Annotated in this window: 20 protein-coding genes; 10 read left to right on the forward strand and 10 right to left on the reverse strand. The window is 57.1% G+C overall.

Annotation, left to right across the window (positions count from 1 at the left end; translation table 11 throughout):
- Window positions 1-99: 99 nt before the first annotated feature.
- Window positions 100-666: a BLUF domain-containing protein gene (locus HP15_RS12660; RefSeq protein WP_008174059.1), complete on the reverse strand. Its 567-nt coding sequence runs from the start codon at window positions 664-666 to the stop codon at window positions 100-102.
- Window positions 667-859: 193 nt separating this feature from the next.
- On the opposite strand from HP15_RS12660, the gene HP15_RS12665 reads away from it, so the two are divergent.
- From HP15_RS12665 to HP15_RS12685, 5 genes are all read left to right on the forward strand, one after another.
- Entirely contained in the window at window positions 860-1,477 is a 618-nt protein-coding gene (locus HP15_RS12665) for a trimeric intracellular cation channel family protein (protein WP_008174057.1), read from the forward strand.
- Window positions 1,478-1,628: 151 nt separating this feature from the next.
- A complete protein-coding gene (locus HP15_RS12670; RefSeq protein WP_014577837.1) occupies window positions 1,629-2,927 on the forward strand; it encodes an NCS2 family permease in 1,299 nt (432 codons plus the stop codon).
- Window positions 2,928-2,957: 30 nt separating this feature from the next.
- Window positions 2,958-3,500, forward strand: coding sequence for an adenine phosphoribosyltransferase (locus tag HP15_RS12675; protein ID WP_008174054.1), 543 nt, complete (start codon window positions 2,958-2,960; stop codon window positions 3,498-3,500).
- A gap of 23 nt (window positions 3,501-3,523) precedes the next feature.
- On the forward strand, window positions 3,524-4,186 hold the full coding sequence (locus tag HP15_RS12680; protein ID WP_008174051.1) for a fumarylacetoacetate hydrolase family protein: 663 nt from the start codon (window positions 3,524-3,526) through the stop codon (window positions 4,184-4,186).
- A 49-nt stretch (window positions 4,187-4,235) separates the two neighbouring features.
- Window positions 4,236-5,543: an ABC1 kinase family protein gene (locus HP15_RS12685; RefSeq protein WP_041646294.1), complete on the forward strand. Its 1,308-nt coding sequence runs from the start codon at window positions 4,236-4,238 to the stop codon at window positions 5,541-5,543.
- 3 nt (window positions 5,544-5,546) lie between these two features.
- On the opposite strand, the gene HP15_RS12690 is transcribed toward HP15_RS12685, so the two are convergent.
- Together HP15_RS12690 and HP15_RS12695 are read right to left on the reverse strand one after the other, a co-directional pair.
- Window positions 5,547-6,224: an SIR2 family NAD-dependent protein deacylase gene (locus HP15_RS12690; protein ID WP_014577839.1), complete on the reverse strand. Its 678-nt coding sequence runs from the start codon at window positions 6,222-6,224 to the stop codon at window positions 5,547-5,549.
- A complete protein-coding gene (locus HP15_RS12695) occupies window positions 6,224-7,627 on the reverse strand; it encodes an FAD-binding oxidoreductase (RefSeq protein ID WP_041646296.1) in 1,404 nt (467 codons plus the stop codon). The genes HP15_RS12690 and HP15_RS12695 overlap by 1 nt, the downstream gene beginning before the upstream one ends.
- A gap of 190 nt (window positions 7,628-7,817) precedes the next feature.
- Between HP15_RS12695 and serA the strand changes: the two genes are divergently transcribed.
- Entirely contained in the window at window positions 7,818-9,047 is a 1,230-nt protein-coding gene (gene serA / locus HP15_RS12700; RefSeq protein ID WP_008174043.1) for a phosphoglycerate dehydrogenase, read from the forward strand.
- A 66-nt stretch (window positions 9,048-9,113) separates the two neighbouring features.
- On the opposite strand, the gene HP15_RS12705 is transcribed toward serA, so the two are convergent.
- Together HP15_RS12705 and HP15_RS12710 are read right to left on the reverse strand one after the other, a co-directional pair.
- Window positions 9,114-9,761 carry an OmpA family protein gene (locus HP15_RS12705; RefSeq protein ID WP_227497835.1) on the reverse strand — a complete coding sequence of 216 codons (648 nt, stop codon included), beginning with the start codon at window positions 9,759-9,761 and terminating at the stop codon, window positions 9,114-9,116.
- Between the two features lie 47 nt (window positions 9,762-9,808).
- Window positions 9,809-10,816, reverse strand: a complete 1,008-nt coding sequence (locus HP15_RS12710; RefSeq protein ID WP_014577841.1) for an alpha/beta hydrolase — start codon at window positions 10,814-10,816, stop codon at window positions 9,809-9,811.
- 94 nt (window positions 10,817-10,910) lie between these two features.
- On the opposite strand from HP15_RS12710, the gene HP15_RS12715 reads away from it, so the two are divergent.
- Complete coding sequence (locus HP15_RS12715; RefSeq protein ID WP_014577842.1) at window positions 10,911-11,804, forward strand: alpha/beta hydrolase; 894 nt, start codon at window positions 10,911-10,913, stop codon at window positions 11,802-11,804.
- On the opposite strand, the gene HP15_RS21950 is transcribed toward HP15_RS12715, so the two are convergent.
- Together HP15_RS21950 and HP15_RS12720 are read right to left on the reverse strand one after the other, a co-directional pair.
- The gene (locus HP15_RS21950) at window positions 11,782-12,036 is read right to left on the reverse strand and encodes a GIY-YIG nuclease family protein (RefSeq protein ID WP_014577843.1); all 255 of its coding nucleotides are present in this window, start codon (window positions 12,034-12,036) and stop codon (window positions 11,782-11,784) included. The genes HP15_RS12715 and HP15_RS21950 overlap by 23 nt on opposite strands.
- Window positions 12,037-12,049: 13 nt before the next feature.
- Window positions 12,050-12,955 carry a DMT family transporter gene (locus tag HP15_RS12720; RefSeq protein WP_008174034.1) on the reverse strand — a complete coding sequence of 302 codons (906 nt, stop codon included), beginning with the start codon at window positions 12,953-12,955 and terminating at the stop codon, window positions 12,050-12,052.
- 171 nt (window positions 12,956-13,126) lie between these two features.
- On the opposite strand from HP15_RS12720, the gene HP15_RS12725 reads away from it, so the two are divergent.
- A complete protein-coding gene (locus HP15_RS12725; RefSeq protein WP_014577844.1) occupies window positions 13,127-14,230 on the forward strand; it encodes a TRAP transporter substrate-binding protein in 1,104 nt (367 codons plus the stop codon).
- Here the strand turns inward: HP15_RS12725 and HP15_RS12730 are convergent.
- The 3 genes from HP15_RS12730 to HP15_RS12740 are packed head-to-tail and all read right to left on the reverse strand — an operon-like array spanning window position 14,204 to window position 17,158.
- Window positions 14,204-15,007: a mechanosensitive ion channel family protein gene (locus HP15_RS12730; protein WP_008174028.1), complete on the reverse strand. Its 804-nt coding sequence runs from the start codon at window positions 15,005-15,007 to the stop codon at window positions 14,204-14,206. The two genes, HP15_RS12725 and HP15_RS12730, sit on opposite strands and share 27 nt — an antisense overlap.
- A 10-nt stretch (window positions 15,008-15,017) precedes the next feature.
- Entirely contained in the window at window positions 15,018-16,292 is a 1,275-nt protein-coding gene (locus tag HP15_RS12735) for a hypothetical protein (protein ID WP_227499632.1), read from the reverse strand.
- A 26-nt stretch (window positions 16,293-16,318) separates the two neighbouring features.
- Entirely contained in the window at window positions 16,319-17,158 is an 840-nt protein-coding gene (locus tag HP15_RS12740; RefSeq protein ID WP_014577846.1) for a 23S rRNA (adenine(2030)-N(6))-methyltransferase RlmJ, read from the reverse strand.
- Between the two features lie 193 nt (window positions 17,159-17,351).
- Here HP15_RS12740 and HP15_RS12745 point away from each other — a divergent pair, with 193 nt between their 5' ends.
- Both HP15_RS12745 and HP15_RS12750 read left to right on the forward strand, forming a co-directional pair.
- Complete coding sequence (locus HP15_RS12745; RefSeq protein WP_014577847.1) at window positions 17,352-18,638, forward strand: imelysin family protein; 1,287 nt, start codon at window positions 17,352-17,354, stop codon at window positions 18,636-18,638.
- A 2-nt stretch (window positions 18,639-18,640) separates the two neighbouring features.
- Window positions 18,641-20,047, forward strand: a complete 1,407-nt coding sequence (locus HP15_RS12750; RefSeq protein WP_014577848.1) for a di-heme oxidoreductase family protein — start codon at window positions 18,641-18,643, stop codon at window positions 20,045-20,047.
- The last annotated feature ends 2 nt before the right edge of the window (window positions 20,048-20,049 follow it).

Genomic DNA, 20,049 nt, shown 5'->3' on the forward strand with positions numbered 1-20,049 from the left:
GATTGTTATCCGTCAAGCTAAACAGAGTCTTAACATGAAGCAAATAAAGTTCTTTTATCTAAGCGCATAAGCGGCGCTTATTTCTCAGAGCGAGTCCATTCAGAGCATGGTCCCGCCGATCACGAGAGCGCCAACCAAAACCACCCCGGCCACAATCAGGCCAGTTTTCATTCCTGAGGACAGCACCTGAGGCGCGTCGCCGACAGATTTAGGATCATCACGGGTAGACAGATTCTGTTCCTGGCTGGAGTTGCGAACGAGCTCGATCATTTTCTCACACTGTTCAGAGGTGAAAGCGGCCGGATCAAAGGATTCAAGTCCCTGATCATCCAGAAATGCCCGAACGTCCCTCGAAAGCGGCACGTATTTCATGGACCAGTTACTGAACGTTCGGCTCTTCAGGGGCTCTTCTATCAAGGTGACGATGTTGCGGTGGCGGTCATCCTTCAGGATCCTGTCATACGTGCGACGGACGGCGTCCTCTTCACCTTCCAGATACTGGAAAAACCGGTCGTTTCCGTAGTAGAGGCCACCGACCAACTGGTCTTTGGCATTGTTCTTACGGGAGGTCATCAGAATTCGTGCAACGTGGGGTTCAACACCCTTTTCCACCGGTTTGGCTTCGAACGTGGCTTCACTGGCATAGGCCAGACGCATCAAGGACATAGCAACTCCGTACAACAGGATACAGGTAAGTTGAATGCAAGATACGTTCAGAACTGTCGCTATGGATCACAGTCCGGAGGCCCGCGCTTTCTAACACCTATCTGGCCTCAGGTGAAAGCCATCCGCTTTTTCGCTATCCTGCGCGCTTTGACTTTAGGCATCCGGCCACTCCTGGCCTATCTCGGGGCTCGCCATGATCGACATCATCTACGTGCTTGAAATGGTTGGAATCGTCGCGTTTGCGATTTCCGGCATGATCGTGGCGCGCTCCAAAAATATGGATCCTGTGGGCGTATTTACCATCGGCTTCATCACGGCACTCGGTGGTGGCACCCTGCGCGATCTGATCATGGACAACCACCCTCTTTACTGGATCAAGCACGAAGAGCAACCGATGCTGATTCTGGCCATGGCGGTTGTCTTCAGCTATTGGAAAAAAGCAGAGCGGCTGCGGGAGTCAAGAATTGTGTTCCCCGACGCCATCGGACTCGGCGTTTTTTCCATCCTTGGCGCCCAACTGGCCCTGGATCTGGGACATTCCTGGTTTGTCGCTTCCCTGCTAGGAGTGATGACGGGCACCTTTGGCGGCGCCCTGCGGGACACCCTCTGTAACGAGGTCCCCTATATCTTTCGCAAAGACCAGATCTACGCCTCGATCTCATTCGCCGGATGCTGGCTGTACTTTGTCTGCCAGTGGTTCCTCGACAACGAGGTCCTGCCGCTGACCATTGGCCTGCTTTTTATCGTCATCGTGCGGATGCTGGCGGTCCGCTTCGATATCCGGCTCCAGCGTGACTCTCACAGCAACTAACCCCACATTCGCTTTGACGAACTGTCAATCATCCCTTGGCCTCAGGAGGCTGAGCCGGTAATATTGCCGTTTTTTCACGCAATTCAAGAATTCCGTCCAGACCAGACCCCCAAACACAAACTTTCAGCATCCTGTGAGGCAGACACCCGTCATGCTTGAACGACTGTTCCAACTCCAGGCCCACGGCACCACTGTTCGTAAAGAAGTGGTTGCGGGCATTACCACCTTCCTGACCATGGCGTACATCATCGTGGTCAACCCGAGCATCCTGTCATCGACCGGCATGGATTTCGGGGCTGTCTTTGTTGCTACCTGTCTTGCAGCCGTGATCGGCACCCTGATCATGGGGCTTTGGGCCAATTACCCGATCGCCATGGCACCAGGCATGGGGCTCAACGCCTTTTTCTCCTTCACGGTCGTCGGCAGCATGGGCTACAGCTGGCAGATAGCACTCGGAGCGGTGTTCATCTCCGGCTTCCTGTTCTTCATGCTGAGCATCTTCAAGGTGCGCGAATGGATCATCAACAGCATTCCCATGTCCCTGCGTTTCGGCATCTCCGCGGGCATTGGGTTCTTCCTGGCCCTGATCGCCCTGAAGAATGCCGGCATTGTTGTGGATCACCCCGCCACGCTTGTGGGGCTTGGCGAAGTGAAAGTGGCAGAGAGCCTGCTGTTTTTCGGCGGCTTCGTGCTGATTTGCGCACTGTCCTTCCGCCAGGTAACCGGCGCGGTCATGATTGGTATTATTGCGGTTACCGGCGTAGCCATGGCACTGGGAATGGTGGAGTACAACGGTCTGGTTTCAGCACCCCCGAGCATAGCGCCGACGTTCATGCAGCTGGACCTGGCGGGCGCCCTGAATATCGGCATGATCAGCGTGATCTTTGCGTTTCTGTTCGTCGATCTGTTTGATACATCCGGCACCCTGATCGGCGCCGCACAGCGCGGTGGTCTCCTCGACAAGGACGGCAAACTGCCGCGCCTTGGCCGGGCCCTGATGTCGGACTCGGTTGCGACCATGTCCGGTGCTGCCCTCGGTACCTCAACCACCACCAGCTACATCGAATCCACCGCGGGCATCTCCGCCGGCGGCCGAACCGGCCTGACCGCTGTCGTGGTTGCCGCGCTATTTCTTGCTTGTTTGCTGCTGTCACCGATCGCCAGCATCATCCCTGCCTACGCCACCGCACCGGCACTGCTTTACGTGGCGATTCTGATGGCCAGCGGCCTCAAACTGATTGATTGGGAGGATGTCACTGATGCAGCCCCGGCTGTTGTCACTGCCCTGATGATGCCTTTGACCTTCTCCATTGCCAACGGCATCGCCCTGGGATTCATCACTTACGCCATTCTGAAGGCACTCAGTGGCCGCTGGGCAGATCTGAACGCCAGTGTTGTTATCATTGCGGTTGTGTTTGTTCTGAAATTCATTTTCCTGGATGCGGCCTGATCCGCCTCCAGGGCATTAACCGGAACGTTTATGGATTATTTTTCTGAAAGCATCAAAAAGGCCATTCGCACGGTCCCGGACTGGCCAAAACCGGGCGTGGCCTTTCGCGATATAACCACGGTACTGCAGGACAAGACTGCCTTCCGTAAACTGATTGATGCCTTCGTACACCGCTACCACGGCCACAAGATTGATGCCGTGGCAGCGGTGGATGCGCGCGGCTTTATCATTGGCTCGGCACTGGCCTATGAGCTCAACGCGTCCCTGGTACTTGTCCGCAAGAAAGGCAAGCTGCCGTTCGATACGCTGGTGGAGGACTACGAGCTTGAATACGGTACTGCCTCCGTAGAGCTGCACAAGGACGCGTTCAAGCCGGGCGACAACGTGGTTCTGGTGGATGATCTGATTGCCACTGGCGGCACGATGCTCGCCGCGACCCGTCTGATCCGCAGGATTGGCGCGGAAATTGTGGAAGTGGCAGCCATGATTGATCTGCCCGATCTCGGCGGCTCCCGCAAGCTGCAGGACGAAGGCCTTCAGGTTTATACTGTTTGCTCGTTTGAAGGGGAATAATCAACAGCAATCAGGAGGCGACCATGCCGGATTACCAACACCACTGGAAGGATGGCACACCCGTCCATCTGCCACTGGGAAAGATCGTCTGCATTGGTCGCAACTACGCCGAGCATGCCCGGGAGCTCAATAACCCGGTGCCGGATGAACCGCTGCTGTTCATCAAACCCGCAACCTCGGCGGTGCATATCACTCGTCCCCTGGATTTTCCAAGAGACCAGGGGGCGGTTCACTTCGAGACCGAACTGGCGGTTCTGATCGGTCGACCCTTGACCCGGGCTTCAGCCAGCGAAGCCAAATCCGCGATACTGGGCTACGGTCTGGCACTGGACCTGACTCTGCGGGATCTCCAGGGCAAACTCAAAGAAAAGGGCCAGCCATGGGAAAGAGCGAAGGGGTTCGATGGTGCCTGTCCGCTTTCGCCGTTTGTCGCGGCCGATAAGTTTCCCGATGCCCCCATTCACTTCACAATGGACATTGATGGCAACCGCCAGCAAACCGGCGATACCGGCGATATGCTCAACCCCATCATTCCCCTGATCGCTCACATCAGCAGCCAGTTCACTCTGCTGCCCGGCGATGTGGTGCTGACAGGAACACCAAAAGGCGTGGGCCCGCTGGTTTCTGGCCAGACCCTGTCGCTTGAACTGGAAGACCTGCTGTTCGTGGAGACCAAAGTGGTTTAACGTGCAGGGCCGGCTAAACCCAAATCCGGTCAAAGGCGTACATCTGTTTATGGCAAAGAAACCGGTAACCTCCCGACGTGGTCGCTTCTTCAAACTCGCTGGCATGACTGCCTCTGTAGCAGGGCAATATGCCGGCCAGCGTGCGCGCCGCCTGTTCCGCTCAGAAAATGACGAGGGCGCGCAGAGCGAAAGCTACACACGCATGGCCGACCAGATCGCCGATACCCTGGGCGAGCTGAAAGGGGCGGTCATGAAAGTCGGGCAAATCGCTTCCCAGACCCAGGACTTTCTGCCCAAGGAATTCTCGGACGCGCTCGAGAAGCTTCAGAAAGAAGCCCCGCCCATGCCTTTTGAAGTCATCGTGGGGCAGATCGAATCGGAACTGGGCAAACCGGTCTCCGAGCTTTTCGAGTACCTGCAGGAGACACCCTACGCTGCGGCTTCCATCGGCCAGGTGCATCGCGCCAGACTCCACGATGGCACCGATGTCATTGTGAAAATCCAGTACCCCGGCGTGGACGAATCCTGCGATTCAGATCTCAAGCAACTGCGCATGGCACTGAGATTGGGCGGCCTGCTGAAAATGCCCAAGGAGTCGGTCGACCGGCTGTTCGCCGAAATCCGGGAGCGACTGAAAGAAGAACTGGATTACGAGAACGAAGCACGAAATATCGAACTCTTTCGGGAGTTTCACAAGGATCAGCCCTGGGTGCTCATCCCTTCCGTGGCGAAGAGCCACTCAACCCGACGTGTCCTGACGATGGAACTGGTTGAGGGAGATCACGTCAGCAAGGTTACGAGAGACCTGTACGACCAGGACACCATCAACCTGATAGGTCACCGGATCTTCATGCTCATGGCGGACCAGCTTTTCCGTTTCCAGTGCATCCATGGCGATCCCCACGCCGGCAACTTCGCCTACCGGCCTGATGGCTCCATCGTGATGTACGACTTCGGCTGCGTAAAGAAGCTGAAACCGGAAATCATCGCCGCCTACCGCAACGCCCTGGTTTCTGCCCTCGAGGAAGACTACGAAGCGCTTGACCGTCATCTGATTGACCTGGGCGCGCGTGTCGGAAGCCAGCCAGCCGTGGATGAAGCCTACTACGCTATGTGGCGGGACATTCTGGTGGTGCCCTTCGAGGATCGGGAGGTGCCCTATAACTTCGCAGAAGCCGACATCCACAAGCGCGTGGCCGAGAAAACCAGCACCGTGTTCAAATACCTCGACTACTTCAAGCCGCCGGTGGAAAGCATCTTTATCGACCGGATGATTGCCGGTCATTACTGGATGCTGAAGCGGCTGGGTGTTCAGGCCGCGTTCAGGGAAGAACTGGAAAGGTACCTGAAAGCCTGAACCCTACAGGTAATGGGCAACCCATTCGGCAACCCCCTCGACGGCACCCTTGCGAATAAACCGGGCCCGTGACACTGACGCCGGCTCGCCCGGGTCAATCACGGTGATGGGGACATCTCTGTCCACTTCGTAAACCAGTCCTGCAGCCGGGTATACCTGCAGAGACGTTCCCACGATCAGCAGGTGATCGGCCGTGCGGACAACTTCGGCAGCCTTGTCCAGCATGGGCACTTCCTCGCCAAACCAGACAATATGAGGACGAAGCTGGGCGCCACGGTCGCAGGTGTCGCCCGCGTTAATATCACGATAACCGATGTCATAAACCAGCTCCGGATATTTTGAACTGCGCGCCTTGGTAAGCTCACCGTGAAGGTGAATGACGTTGCTCGCGCCACCCCGTTCGTGAAGATCGTCCACGTTCTGGGTGACCACGGTGACCCGGTAGCGCTGCTCAAGCTCCGCCAGCAGCTGATGGGCCCGGTTCGGCTGGGCAGAGGCGAGCTGGCGGCGTCGGTCATTGTAGAACCGCAGCACCAGCTCCTGATTGCGCGCAAACGCCTCGGGCGTAGCCACATCGTAGACGCTGTGCTGCTCCCACAACCCACCGTTGTCCCGGAAGGTGGAGAGACCGCTTTCGGCGCTTATGCCCGCGCCTGTCAGCACTACGATATGATCCTGCATCAGTCGAAAATCTTGCCCGGGTTCATGATTCCGTTGGGATCGAATACCTGCTTGATTCCCCTCAGGTAAGCGATTTCTGCCTCGCTACGGGTGTACTGCAGATACGGCTTCTTGGTCATACCCACGCCGTGCTCGGCAGACACGCTGCCCTGGTAGCGCTCGACAATCTCGAACACCCATTTGTTGACCTGTTGGCACTTCTCGAAGAAATCCTCGTTGGCCATGTCCTCTGGCTTGAGGATATTCAGGTGCAGGTTGCCATCGCCGATGTGCCCGAACCAGATAATCTCGAAATCCGGATAGTGCTCGGTGACCACGGCATCAATTTCCTGCAGGAAGCCCGGCACCTTGGATACGACCACGGAAATATCATTCTTGTAGGGCGTGCGGGGCGCGATGGACTCGGAAATGCGCTCGCGCAGCTGCCAGAGGTTCTGGGCCTGGGTTTCGCTCTGGCTGATCACGCCATCCAGCACCCACCCGTTCTCCACGCATTGTTCAAACAGAGCCATGGCATCGTCCATCACCTGATCGGAGACAGATTCGAACTCCAGCAGCGCATAATACGGCGCCTCGGTTTCAAACGGCGCCTGAACCTGACCGTGGGCCAGCACGTGTCCCATGGCTTGATGGGAGAAAAACTCGTAGGCGGTGAGATCAATCTTTTTCTGGAAAGTCTGCAGCACATCCATGGTGTTGGTCAGGTCATTCAGACCCAGCACCAGCACCGTCAGGTTATCCGGCTTCCGGGACAATTTCATGGTGGCTTCGGTAATAAAGCCAAGTGTGCCCTCAGCGCCGATGAACAGATGACGCAGATCGTAACCCGTGTTGTTCTTCTCAAGATCCTTGTTCAGATCCAGAATATCGCCCTTGCCGGTCACGACCTTGAGGCCGGCAACCCAGTCCCGGCTCATACCATAGCGAATTACCTTGATACCGCCGGCGTTGGTGGAGAGGTTGCCACCGAGCTGGCTGGAACCGGCGGAGGCAAAATCAACCGGATAGTAAAGACCGTTGTCTTCAGCACAATTCTGCAACTGCTCGGTCACAACACCGGCCTGACACCGAACCGTCCTGTCGCTGGCATTGAAGTCCAGAATCTGGTTCATGTTGTCGAACGCCACAACCACCTCACCATTGGCGGCCACAGCACCGGCACTCAGACCTGTCCGGCCGCCAGAGGGCACCAGTGCCACCTGATTCTCGTTGGCGAACTTCACCAGCGCCTGCACCTGCTCGGTGGTCTTGGGCAACGCGATCGCCAGGGGCTTGGGCGGGTAGATCTTGGTCCAGTCCTTGCCGTAGGTATCCAGATCTGCCGGGTCGGTCAGCACCTTGCCGGGCGCGTCGCCGGTGGCCATCAGGTCTTTGAGAGAAGCAATGATCTGTTCAGAATTCATGAATTTTTCGGTCTCGTCAGGTTTGGGCCGGAGCATCCTGCAACAGGAATCACAGACAGTTGATTCAGGCAAACCGGCGCGCTGTGAAAATCTTTGTTTATGGTATCATACCGCCCCTGTTCTGTGAGCCAGCCCTGACGATCACTGGCCACGGGTCATTTCACGTGACGAAAGGTTCGGAAGCAAGCCCATGTCAAATACGTCTCTTGAGAAGAGCAAAATCCGTATCCTGCTGCTGGAAGGCGTGCATCAATCTGCCATTGATACGCTGAATGCTGCGGGCTATACCAACATTGAGTACCTGTCTCACTCGCTGGCCGAGGAAGAGCTGATCGAGAAGATTGCCGATGCGCACTTCGTCGGCATCCGTTCCCGCACCCAGCTGACCGAGAAAGTATTTGAAGCCGCCAAGAAGCTGGTGGCTGTGGGTTGCTTCTGTATTGGCACAAACCAGGTGGATCTGCAGGCGGCCACCCGACGCGGTATTGCCGTTTTCAATGCGCCTTTCTCCAACACCCGGAGCGTCGCGGAACTCGTTCTCGCCCAGGCCATTCTGCTCCTGCGCGGTGTCCCGGAGAAAAACGCCAAGGCCCATCGCGGCGAGTGGCTGAAATCCGCCAAGGACAGCTATGAAATCCGTGGCAAAAAACTGGGCATTATCGGCTACGGCAACATCGGCACCCAGTTCAGCGTCCTGGCCGAGGGCCTGGGCATGGATGTGTACTTCTACGATGTCGTCTCAAAACTGTCGATCGGCAACGCCACCCAGGTAGGTACGCTCCAGGAGCTGCTCAACATTGCCGATGTGGTCAGCCTGCACGTACCGGAAACCCCGGCCACCAAGTACATGTTCAAGGCCGAGCAGTTCGCCCAGATGAAACCCGGCAGCATTCTAATGAATGCTTCCCGCGGCACCGTGGTGGACATCGACGCCCTGGCCGATGCTCTGGGCAGCGGTAAACTGCTGGGTGCTGCCATTGACGTATTCCCGGTTGAGCCCAAATCCAACGACGAGGAATTTGTCTCTCCGCTGCGGGAGTTCGACAATGTCATCCTGACCCCGCATGTTGGCGGCTCCACCATCGAAGCCCAGGCAAACATCGGTCGGGAAGTGGCAGAAAAACTGGCCATGTACAGCGACAACGGCACGTCGGTTTCTTCCGTGAACTTCCCGGAAGTCGCTCTGCCGTCACACCCCAATCAGCACCGTCTGCTGCATATCCACGAGAACGTTCCCGGCGTGATGTCAGAGATCAACCAGGTGTTTTCAGAGAATGGCATCAACGTTTGCGGCCAGTATCTGCAGACCAAGGAAGACATCGGCTATGTTGTCGTCGACGTGAACAAAGAGTACGGCGAACTGGCGCAGGAAAAGCTGCTCAAAGTGAAAGGGACCATTCGCTGCCGCGTACTGTTCTGATTAACGGCCAGATATAAAAAAACCGGAGCCTGTGCTCCGGTTTTTTTATGGCTGCGAACGCCCTGCTTACTGCATGGGCACCAGCGTCAGCTCAACACGACGGTTCTGCTCACGGCCGGCCGCGGTATCATTTGAGGCAACCGGGTAGCGTTCGCCGTAGCCAACAGCACGGGTACGCTTCGGCTCAATACCCTGGTTCAGGAGGAAGTCACGCACAGATGAGGCGCGACGCTCACTGAGCAGCTGGTTGTAGCTGTCAGAGCCGGAGCTGTCGGTATGCCCCTCAATCTGGATGATGGTCTTGTCATACTCCTTCAGTACCAGAGCCACGGATTCCAGTGTTCCGCTGAATGACGGCTTGATGCTCGATTCATTCAGATCAAAGGTGATATTGCCTGGCATCACCAGTTCAATCTCATCGCCGTTGCGCACCACGCGAACACCAGTGCCCTCCAGCTTGCGACGCAGCTCGGCTTCCTGTTTGTCCATGTAGTAACCAACGCCACCGCCAATGGCCGCGCCGCTGGCCGCACCAATCAGGGCACCTTTTCCGCGGTCACTCTTGCTGGAGGTTGCCGCACCGATAGCCGCACCGCCAATAGCGCCGATGATGCTTCCCTTGGTCGCATTCGAAGTTTTCTCTTCACCGGTGTAGGGGTCGTAGGTCATACAACCGCCGAGACCGAAAGTTGCCACCATAAATACAAGAATCATCTTCTTCACAGCTTTCTCCTGTGCCTGGTTTCTTCAGCCAACCCGGTTTAACGGGTCTTTTCCGCCGAGTTCGTGAATGTATCAATAATGGTATTGAATACGGTTGCCTGCAAATCCTGAGCTTCGTTCACAAGATGATGACGTCCGTCAGGGATTTTCCGTTCCTCAACCGAGGAAAATTTATTCCGGATAATACGCAAATTGTGTTGCCAGTCGACGGTCAGATCCTTCTCACCTTGCACGACGGTCACCGGAAAGTCGACCGGCCGCGCAGATTCGATATGGGGGACCCATTTTCGGAGTGCACTCACCCAGTCGACATGCACTGCCCTCGCCTGAAGCGGGTCGTACTCCCGCAAGAACCTGAGGAAACGACCGTTGCCACTGTTCTCTGCAAATACCCTGCGCCAGCGGGAAATAAACGGCTTCACCATGCTATGCAGTATTTTTGCGCCCAACCAGCCGGCCGGCCTCACCAGGGGCGCCAGAAGCACCACTTTCCGGAAGTCGGAGGTTTTCTGGCTGTGCTGGTTGGACAACAGATAATCAATCAGGATCGCTCCACCGGTGCTCTGCCCAACCGCGAACCAGGGCTGACGCAACTTGTCCCTGACCTGAGCCATCACGTCTGACAGAACGCCCTGATACTCAAGAAAACTGCCAATGGCTGCGGGCGTGCCGCTGGAAAGGCCATGGCCGGGCTGATCGTAGGCCAGCACATCAAACCCGGCTCCCAGGCACCGATCGATCAACTGACTGTACAACCCGACGTGGTCGAAATAGCCGTGCAGAATGAACACCGTTCCACGCTCTGTTGACTGGTCCGGCAATCGGAAATAATGCACCATGACTTCATGACCGCAGGCTTTGACGTAACCCTGATGATAAGCAACGTCCGGATGTTCCACCCAGAGATCCAGCCCATAAAAACGACAATAGGCCACCATTTCATCACTAAGATCACGCGAGCAGGTCGGGTCGAAGGGTTCGAGTCTGTCCAGAAGTGAGTGCCTGTCCCAATCCGGTATTTCTATGGTATCCGTTTTCCAGTACACGTAGAGTTAAACGCCTGTCATGAATGAGTTATCTATTTCGGGGTTTCAATCCTAACCTATAGCGGGCCTAACCCATAGCAGGGGAAAGACACAGATGTTGCAACACGTTTTAGAGAGTGCGTTGCGCCAGACCATGAACCGGCTGGTCAGACCGGTTCTCAACCCGGCGGTACCGGTGCCACTTCAGCGACGCATTGTGCGCCAGGCTTTTCGGAGTTCGACACCACCGAGAGGCGCGAAATTCGAGAACATAACCATTGGGGGAGTGCCAGCAACCCGGACAACCTTCGGCAATGATCCCCGGGGCGCCGTTCTCTATCTCCACGGCGGAGGCTACATCATCGGGTCCTCAAGTACCCACCGTGGCATAACCGGGCATCTGGCGAAAACAACCGGCTGCGCCATCGTTACGCCGGATTACCGGCTGGCGCCCGAGTTTCCGTTTCCCGCTGCGCTGGATGATGCCGAAGCCTGTTGGAACGGGCTTCTGGAGGCTGGCCTGAAACCGGACCAGATTGCCGTCGCCGGCGATTCCGCTGGCGGGGGGCTCTCTGTTGCCCTGGCGATGCGACTGCGAGATAAGGGCCTGCAGCTTCCGGCTTCGCTGACGGCGTTTTCACCCTGGATAGACCTCACCCAGGAGCAGCTTTATGCGCCGGAAATTGAGCCGGTACTTCAGGCCAGCTGGACCAGCAAGGCCGCCAGGCTTTACGCCGGAAAGGAACCCCTTACCAACCCGTTGATCTCGCCGATCTTCGGGGATTTAAGCGGCCTGCCACCCTTGTTGATCCAGGTAGGCAGCCAGGAAATCCTGCTGAACGACGCCGAACGGCTGGCCGAGGCCGCAAGCCGGAACGATGTGGAAACCCGCCTTGAGGTCTATAACAGTCTTTGGCACGTTTTCCAGGTACACAGTGGTCAGCTTGATCGAGCCACTGCCGCGTTGGAAACCGCAGGCGAACACATCAAACGTCATCTGGCAGACTGAGCTCGCCCCGGGCCAGGGCCTCTTTCCTGGGCCGGGGCCATTGCTTGATGCGCCACTCCAACCGTGAAGCCCGGCTTCTGTCTCCGGCTGGCGCGCTGAACACCAGTTCCAGTGGCCCCTTCCCCCTCAGACTACGCGCGCCCCGGGGAGCGCCTCCCTGATGTTCATTGAAACGCCGCTCAACGTCAGTGGTTATGCCGGTATAGAGCGAACCTCTGGCGGTTCGAACCATGTAGACAAACCAGTCAGCCAAGGTTCAGGGCCTCTTCCCGATCCTTCACTTTTTTCTGCTGAATCCATAGCCCCATCATGATCAGAACCAGGCCAATGTATGTGGAGGGCAAGATATGCTCGCCCAGAATAAAGTAGATGAACACCAGCGAAAGGAACGGAGATATAAAAATCAGGTTGCTGACTTTCGAAGTATTCTCCGCTTTTTTCATGGCATAGGACCAGAGAACGAAAGCGATGCCCATCTCGAACACGCCTACATAGAGCGCTGCAGCCAGCGACGTGCCCGGAGCAAAACTGAGCCCCTCGGTCCACCAGCAAATCAGCAGAATCACCGGCAAACCGCATAGGAAATTCAGGAACAGTCCAACAACTGGGTCCCGGGTATCCCGTGTAGCAATGATCCAGTAAGACGCCCAGACCACCGTGCTACCGAGGGCGAGAGAAACCCCGAGCGGATCCTCGAAGCTCAGCGAAGTGACAGCCCCGCGGGTGGCAATCACCACGACCCCGGCATAACAGATCAGGCCCGCGACAATATCCAGTTTGCGTAGCCGGTGCCCCAGAAAGGGTACCGACATATAGGCCAGCACCAGAGCCCAGGTGTAGTTCAGCGGTTGCGCTTCCTGGGCGGGTAGTCGGTCAAAGGCACCGAACAACAGGAAATAGTACAGACAGGGATTGATCAGCCCCATGCCAAAAGACTGGGCATACTGTTTGCGACTGAGCGAGAACACCAGGTGCCAGCGCCCCTGAAGCATCAGGATGACGGCCATCACAACCACCGACGCACTGCACGCAATCAGCAGCATCTGAACGGGCGCGAGCTCTCTGAGCGAGAGCTTGAACGCGGTTGCCACAGTAGACCACAACAGCACCGTGCCAAGGCCATAGAGCATCGCCTGCTTCTGGTTTGTCATTCCCGGCCTCCTGCCCAACACTGAAACTCCATGAACTGTCTCCTATATGCACTTGATCGTCTGGGTCGACAGTGTAATTCAATCCAACCCCGTAACCCACGGCAGTGCGCATTCTTGTGTTACCTTGTATGGCAATATCAACCAAGGATCGAGAAAACTGGAGTTCCCGTTATGCCCACCGTCCGTTTCAGGTTCTGGCCATTGAGCCTGGCATTGGCCATTGCACTGACCGGTTGTTCAGACAGCCGGACCAGCGGTGAGGACGAGACCGCCGATGTCCCGGAACCCCCCGATTACCCGGTTACCTGGCGTTTTGCCCTTGAGGAGATCGAGGGTAGCGTTCAGCATGCTTATGCCGAAGCGTTGAAGGAACGGATTGAGGAGCGTTCCGACGGCAGGATTGAAATCGATATTTTTCCCTACGGTTCTCTGGGAACCTCGGCACAGCTTACTGAACTGGTTCGCAATGGTTCCATAAGCCTGGCGTTCGCCTCCCCCGGGCATCTTGCCAACACCATCCCCGAAGTCGGTCTCTTCACGCTGCACTATGTTCTTCCGGACGACGCCGACGTTACACGAGAGATTCTGGCCAGTGCAGAATTGCTCGAATTGTTTGAATCACTCTATGCCAACCAGAACATGAAACTGCTGGGTTTCGTACCTGAAGGCTGGATGGCCTGGACAGCTAACAAGGCGCTGCGGTCGCCGGAAGACTTCACCGGACAGCGAATCCGAACCATGACCTCCGACATGGCGGAAGAAACCTTCCGGGCCTATGGTGCCGAGCCCAGCCAGATCCCCTATTCCCAGGTATACAGTGACCTGCAGCTGCGCAAGATCGATGGCCAGAGCAATCCGGTTTTCGCCATCGAGGAAATGGATTTCTACGAAGTTCAGACCACCATGACCCTGGCGCGACCGGCCCAGTTCGTCGCTTCAGTGGTCTCGAATCTTGAGTGGTACGACGCCTTGCCCGAAAACCAGCAACAATGGCTCGACAACGGACTCAAGGACGTCGCGCAGATCGCCTGGGAGACTCAGGAGGAGCTGAATCAGACCCGGCTCGCGCAGATGCTGGAAGGGGGCCACATGAAAGTGGTCCGCCTGACCGATTCAGAACGCGAGGCGTTTCGGGAAGCCAGCATGCCGGTGCGTGACATTTACCTCGAGCGCACCGGTGAAAGCGGGCAGCGTATTCTCGGCAGGTTGAATCAATTGATTGAGCAAACAGAAACCCGCAAGCAAAGCTCAGGGGTTTCCGGTGACGGGGACTGAGACAAACCTGACGCCCTCTGAAGCCAACGCACTTGCGCCCTTTGCAGTGAGCTCGGAAATAAACCGGAACTGATCCTTCAACTCGATCGGGTATGCCTTCAGCCGATAACACATGCCCCAGGGTTTGTTGGAGACCACCACCACGACAGGCCGGAACGTGCGGGTAAGAGGACAGGTGTAGGCCACATCCCGCAAGAGCGCCATAACCCGGCTGACGTCATGGTGGGGCTCAAGGTTGAACTCCGCCACGCACATCAGGTTATCCGTTCCGTTGTTGGCGTTGGCAATGAGGGACGCCCAGAGTTTGCCGTGGGGTATCACCACCACGGTATCATCCGGCGTAACAAGTTCCGCGGCTCTGGTGCCAATCGAACGGACCTCTCCGTACTGCCCGTCCACCTCGATCCAGTCGCCGGGCCGATACGGCATTTCGTAGAGGGTTACGATTCCGGCAATCAGGCTGTTCGCGTAATCCTTGAAGGCAAACCCGAGAGCCAGTCCCAGGGCTCCGAAAATGGCAACCATGTTCTCGAACGAAGGTTCCACCAGGATCGGAACCACAACGATGATGGTCACCACGATAATGATCAATCGCAGCAAGGGCACCGACGCCAGGATATAAAACCGGGGCTTGCCCCCGAGTTTCACTGCGATTCTCGGAAACAGCTTCTGTATTACGATGATCAGGCCCGTCGCCAGCAGCACAACCATCAACGATTCCAGCAGCGCTTCCGACGTGATCGCTGAAAACGCCTCCCGAATGCCAAGATCACCCATCACTCATCTCCTAGAAAGTGTCGACCGGAAATCCCCAGCTCTGCAAATGCCGACGAATCGAGGGGTATCCCTGAGCGGTGACTTGCCAGCGACCACCAGATGACTGCTGCTCAATCAGATCCGCGCGGGCCAGACGTGCCAGCACAAACCCTGCCTCATGTTCCGCGACCCCAGTTACCAACTGCAGATGAGAGGCGTCCAGTCCATCGTGCAACAGCAGGGCGTGCAATAGCAGGCCAATGTTGTCGCCCTGGCTCTGGGGGACCGCTGGCAAACCCAGTTGATCAAAAGGGATAACCCAGGCCCGGGTGACTGAACCGCCGTCTGAAGAACCCGGGCCGGATTCCTCCGTGCCCGCCTCCTCTTCAGGGCGGGCTCTCAGCGCGCGTCGCCATATAGCCAGCGCAACACCGGGATTACCTCTTGCTACTGAGGCGAGATCCCGGAGAAAGCCACTGTGTTTGCGCTTTTTCCCGTCATTTCCTTCCGTCATCGGCAATACCCATAGGCCATCGTCTGCCATTCGGGCCGTGATTGAGTAATCACTATCACCGGCAGCAAGGGATTCGAACCATTCACCAAGTTCGACTGCTGCCATCGGCGAAGGTGTCATCGGCGAAAAGTGCGCATCCCTGAAGTAAGAGGACCAGAATTGCCAACACCAGCTCGAGCAACCAATAGCGCCAGGAGCAGTGCCTCCCGCGGCAACCCGACGGAGTAATTCCCGAACCAGAGCCAGTCCGGACAGATGGCGCAGCCAGAAATCAGCCAGTTCCGGAATCACCCACGGCCTGGAAAGATCCTGCGTGTCCCACCACTCCCTGGCGCCTTGTTCATCAAGAAGCAGATTCTCGGGTGGCAGGATCAGCGACCACCGGCCCGCCTCGCCCTCTTGCTGAAATTCAAGCTCGGGAAAACACTCAAGGGCAGAACGAATACCCGAGAACGGTGGAGCCACCAGTAACGCAACTCTCTTGCCGGAATCATGGTTTAGCCCAAGCTCTTCAAGGGCCCTTGATAGCACTTCCGCCAGCACGCTTGGATCTGGCCGCGGTGCAAAGGATTCGAGCCGGGCGGCTGAAAGTTCGGGAAGGTTATCGAGGCTTTCGAACACTTCCTTTTCTGCAACCACGCCCGCCCGAATCTGGGCCAGGGCATGGCGCAATGCATCTTTGAGTGAACGTCTCACGGACGTTTCAGGCACTTTCCACTGCTCGACCGGAATCAGGCCGCCGGGCATCCACACGGATCCTGCCTTGTTTACTGGCTTATCCTTCAACCTCATTGCTCCCTTGCTTGCCGTCCTTTCAATTACTCAGGAACCAGCCAACCAATATCGTGAGACAAATTCAAAACGTCCGACCCGGCAACATCGCTCATCATTGCGCCAAACCGGGAGTCAAAACCCCAGGGTGGGTTTACCACCAGCATCCCCGATCCGACCATGCCTCGCTCCGGCGGATTATTCAGATGCACCTCACTGCAGAGTATCTTGCGCGCATCAGTGCCCCTGACCGCATCTTTCAACTGTTCCTGCAGGTCACTGGTCAGTATCGGGTACCAGACAAGAAAAATGCCATGACGACACTTATGCCATGCTTTCCCCAAAGTGTGCGCCACGTCAATGTAGTCGGTTTTGACCTCGTAAGAGGGATCAATCAGCGTCAGCAGGCGCGGCTGTCTGGGAGGCAACTGTCTTAGCAGACCTGCCAGGCCGTCCTGTCTGAGCACGCGAATGGGAGCCTCGGAAGCCCAGTCCGCCAGTTGCTCGCCCTCAGACGGATGCAGTTCAAACAGCGTCAGCGCATCTCCATCCCGTAGAAAATGCTGAAACCACGCAGGAGAACCGGGATAAACGGACAGCTCACCACCGCCGGCATTGAATCCTGTCAGCACGTCCAGAAACGGCTTCCAGTCCCCGGACAGCAACCGATCTCTGGCACCCCAAAGTCTCTGAACTCCGTGGTCGGCCTCTCCAGTCTTGCGGGCCCGCTCACTTCGCAGGTCGTATATGGCACTGCCGGCATGGGTATCGAAACAGGCAATACCGGAGGCCTTCGCCCGCATCATGGTCTGGACCAGTGCCAGGGCTCCATGTTTCTGGACATCGGCGAAATTGCCGGCGTGGAAGGCGTGCAAATAACTCAACATACAAGAATAGCTCCCTGGTGACGGGGCCATTAAGCCCGATCACGGTTGCCTGGGGCAAGAGCACAATCGTCAAACCTGATCGATCGAGCCCGTTTCCCGCTTGCGTTTCGACAAAACGGAACTCATAATATTTAACGCGAATATTTATCATTAACACTACTATTAACAGAACTTGGTAAAAGGAATGACGTCCATGTTTCGTCCAGCACCCCTGGCATTGACAGTAACCGCTCTGCTCACTGCAGGCTGCGCTAATCATCCCTGGTCCACCAAGGACCATCAGCCAGCAACCAAAAACTCAGTGGTCGATCACTACGCCGATCTGGCTCATGCCAACTACGAAGATGCCCTGATCACCGCCCGCGCGCTGGACGAAGCAACTGACCGCTTGATCGCCAATCCGACCGAAGCCAATCTGGCGACCGCAAAAGAAGCCTGGCTGGCAGCGCGGGTTCCTTATCAGCAAACAGAAGTGTTCCGGTTCGGCAATGCTATTGTCGATGACTGGGAAGGCCAGCTGAACGCCTGGCCGCTCGATGAAGGCCTGATCGATTATGTGAAGGCAGACGGGTACCAGCACGAGCTGGGCAACGCCGGTGCCACCGCAAACATCATCGCAAGCAACAGGATCAATGTGGGTGGTGAGACACTGAATGTGGCATCTCTTTCCCCTGCACTGCTCGCAGATCTGAACGAAGTTGGCGGCTCTGAAGCCAACGTTGCTACCGGCTACCACGCGGTTGAATTCCTGCTTTGGGGTCAGGATCTCCACGGTTTTGAAAGCGGCGCCGGTGAGCGTCCGGTCACGGATTACGCGAAGGGCGCTGATTGCACCAATGGCAATTGTGAGCGTCGTGGCGAATACCTGGATGCGGTAACAGACCTTCTGGTATCCGACCTCGAGTGGATGGTGGCCCAGTGGGCGCCGGGCGCCAGTGACAACTACCGGGCGCAATTGACCGCTGCAGACGCCAATCAGGGTGTTCAGAAAATGCTGTTCGGCATGGGTTCACTGTCTCTGGGCGAGCTGGCCGGCGAGCGAATGAAGGTTGCTCTGGAAGCCAACTCCTATGAGGACGAGCACGACTGCTTCAGCGACAATACCCACAATTCGCACTACTACAACGGCCAAGGTATCCAGAACGTCTACACGGGTACCTATCGTCGCGTGGATGGCAGCCTGGTGACCGGCCCTTCCCTGTCTGATCTGGTTCAGCAGAGCGACCCAGAGCTGGACGCCCGTCTTAACAACCAGCTGGACGCCTCCATGGAAGCCCTGGCGCTAATGAAGGCCCGCGCGGAGAGCAGCGAAAATCCCATGGCTTTTGACACCATGATTGCACCCGGGAATGCCGAGGGCACTCGTATCGTCAACGGCGCTATCATGGCGCTGGTCGCACAGACCGGTTCCATTGAGCAGGCTGCGCGCGACCTGGGCATTGAAGCCCTGTCTCCCGATGATGCCGGCCACGCGTTCTGAGCATGATGAAACCGCTTGCCTTAATCGGGGCACTGGCGATCGCCAGCGCCCACGTTTGCGCCGAGACTCACGCGGGCTATCCGATCCAGACATCTCCGGCCTCCGGTGGTGAGGGCACCGTACAACAGTCAGATACCAATGCCTACTCGCTTCCCCAGGGCAATCTGTCCATGACCAAACGTCTGGACTTCAGTGTCGGCAACAGTTTCTTCCGGAACCCCTGGGTCGAAGCCCCGGCAAGCACTGACGCCCGTGACGGCCTGGGCCCGCTGTTCAATACCAACTCCTGCCAGGGATGTCATATCAAGGATGGTCGCGGACACCCACCCGGTGTCGACGAGTCGCCGGTCTCCCTGTTTTTGAGACTGGCAGTCCCTGCTGATCCGGAGCTGGACGCAGACATTCTGCGCAAACACGGTTTTAAACCGGCGCCAGTATATGGCAGCCAGCTCCAGACAGCCGCGCTTCCTGCAGCGAAACCAGAGGCTGATTTGATCGTCGAATGGACGTCAGTGAAGGAAACTCTTGCGGATGGGACGGTGGTGGAACTGCGCAAGCCTGTATACCGCATTGAGAACCCAAATTATGGGCCACTGCCGGAAAACCTGCTGGTGTCACCCCGGGTAGCACCCCAGATGATCGGAATGGGTTTGCTGGAAGCCATCCCCATCGAAGATTTGCAAGCCCTCCAAGACACTGATGATGCGGACGGAAACGGCATCTCCGGAAAGCTTAACCAGGTCTGGGATCTGGCAACGGAACAGACAGTGCCCGGTCGATTCGGCTGGAAGGCAGCCGAGCCCGATGTCCACCAGCAAAGCATGGGAGCGTTCGCCGGAGATATGGGGCTGACCTCTACTCTGAAACCTAAAACCGACTGCATGCCCGAGCAGAATTGTGAGCGGTTTACCCATGGCGGTGAACCGGAGGTAAGCGACAAGGTCGCCAACTTCGTGACCTTCTACGCCAAGAGTCTGGCAATACCCGCGCGTCGAGATATTGGGTCTGAATCCGTCCGGCAGGGAGCAAGGCTGTTCAACGAAAGTGGCTGCGGTGGCTGCCATACGCCGAGACATCAGACCGGCGAGGTTGCCGATCGCCCGGACCTTAGCAACCAGACTATCTGGCCCTATTCGGATCTGTTGCTGCACGACATGGGTCCTGCCCTGGCCGACGGCCGCGATGAATTCCAGGCCAACGGCAACGAATGGCGAACCCCGCCGCTCTGGGGCATTGGCCTGGCCCAGGTGGTGAATCCACAAGCCGGGTTCCTGCACGACGGCCGCGCCCGCACTCTGGAAGAAGCCGTGCTCTGGCACGGTGGCGAGGCTCAGGCGGCCGCCGACCGATACCGCCAGATGTCGCCCGAAGATCGTTCCGCTCTGATCGATTTCCTGAATTCACTCTGAGG

This window comes from Marinobacter adhaerens HP15 (assembly GCF_000166295.1).
Taxonomy (GTDB): domain Bacteria; phylum Pseudomonadota; class Gammaproteobacteria; order Pseudomonadales; family Oleiphilaceae; genus Marinobacter; species Marinobacter adhaerens.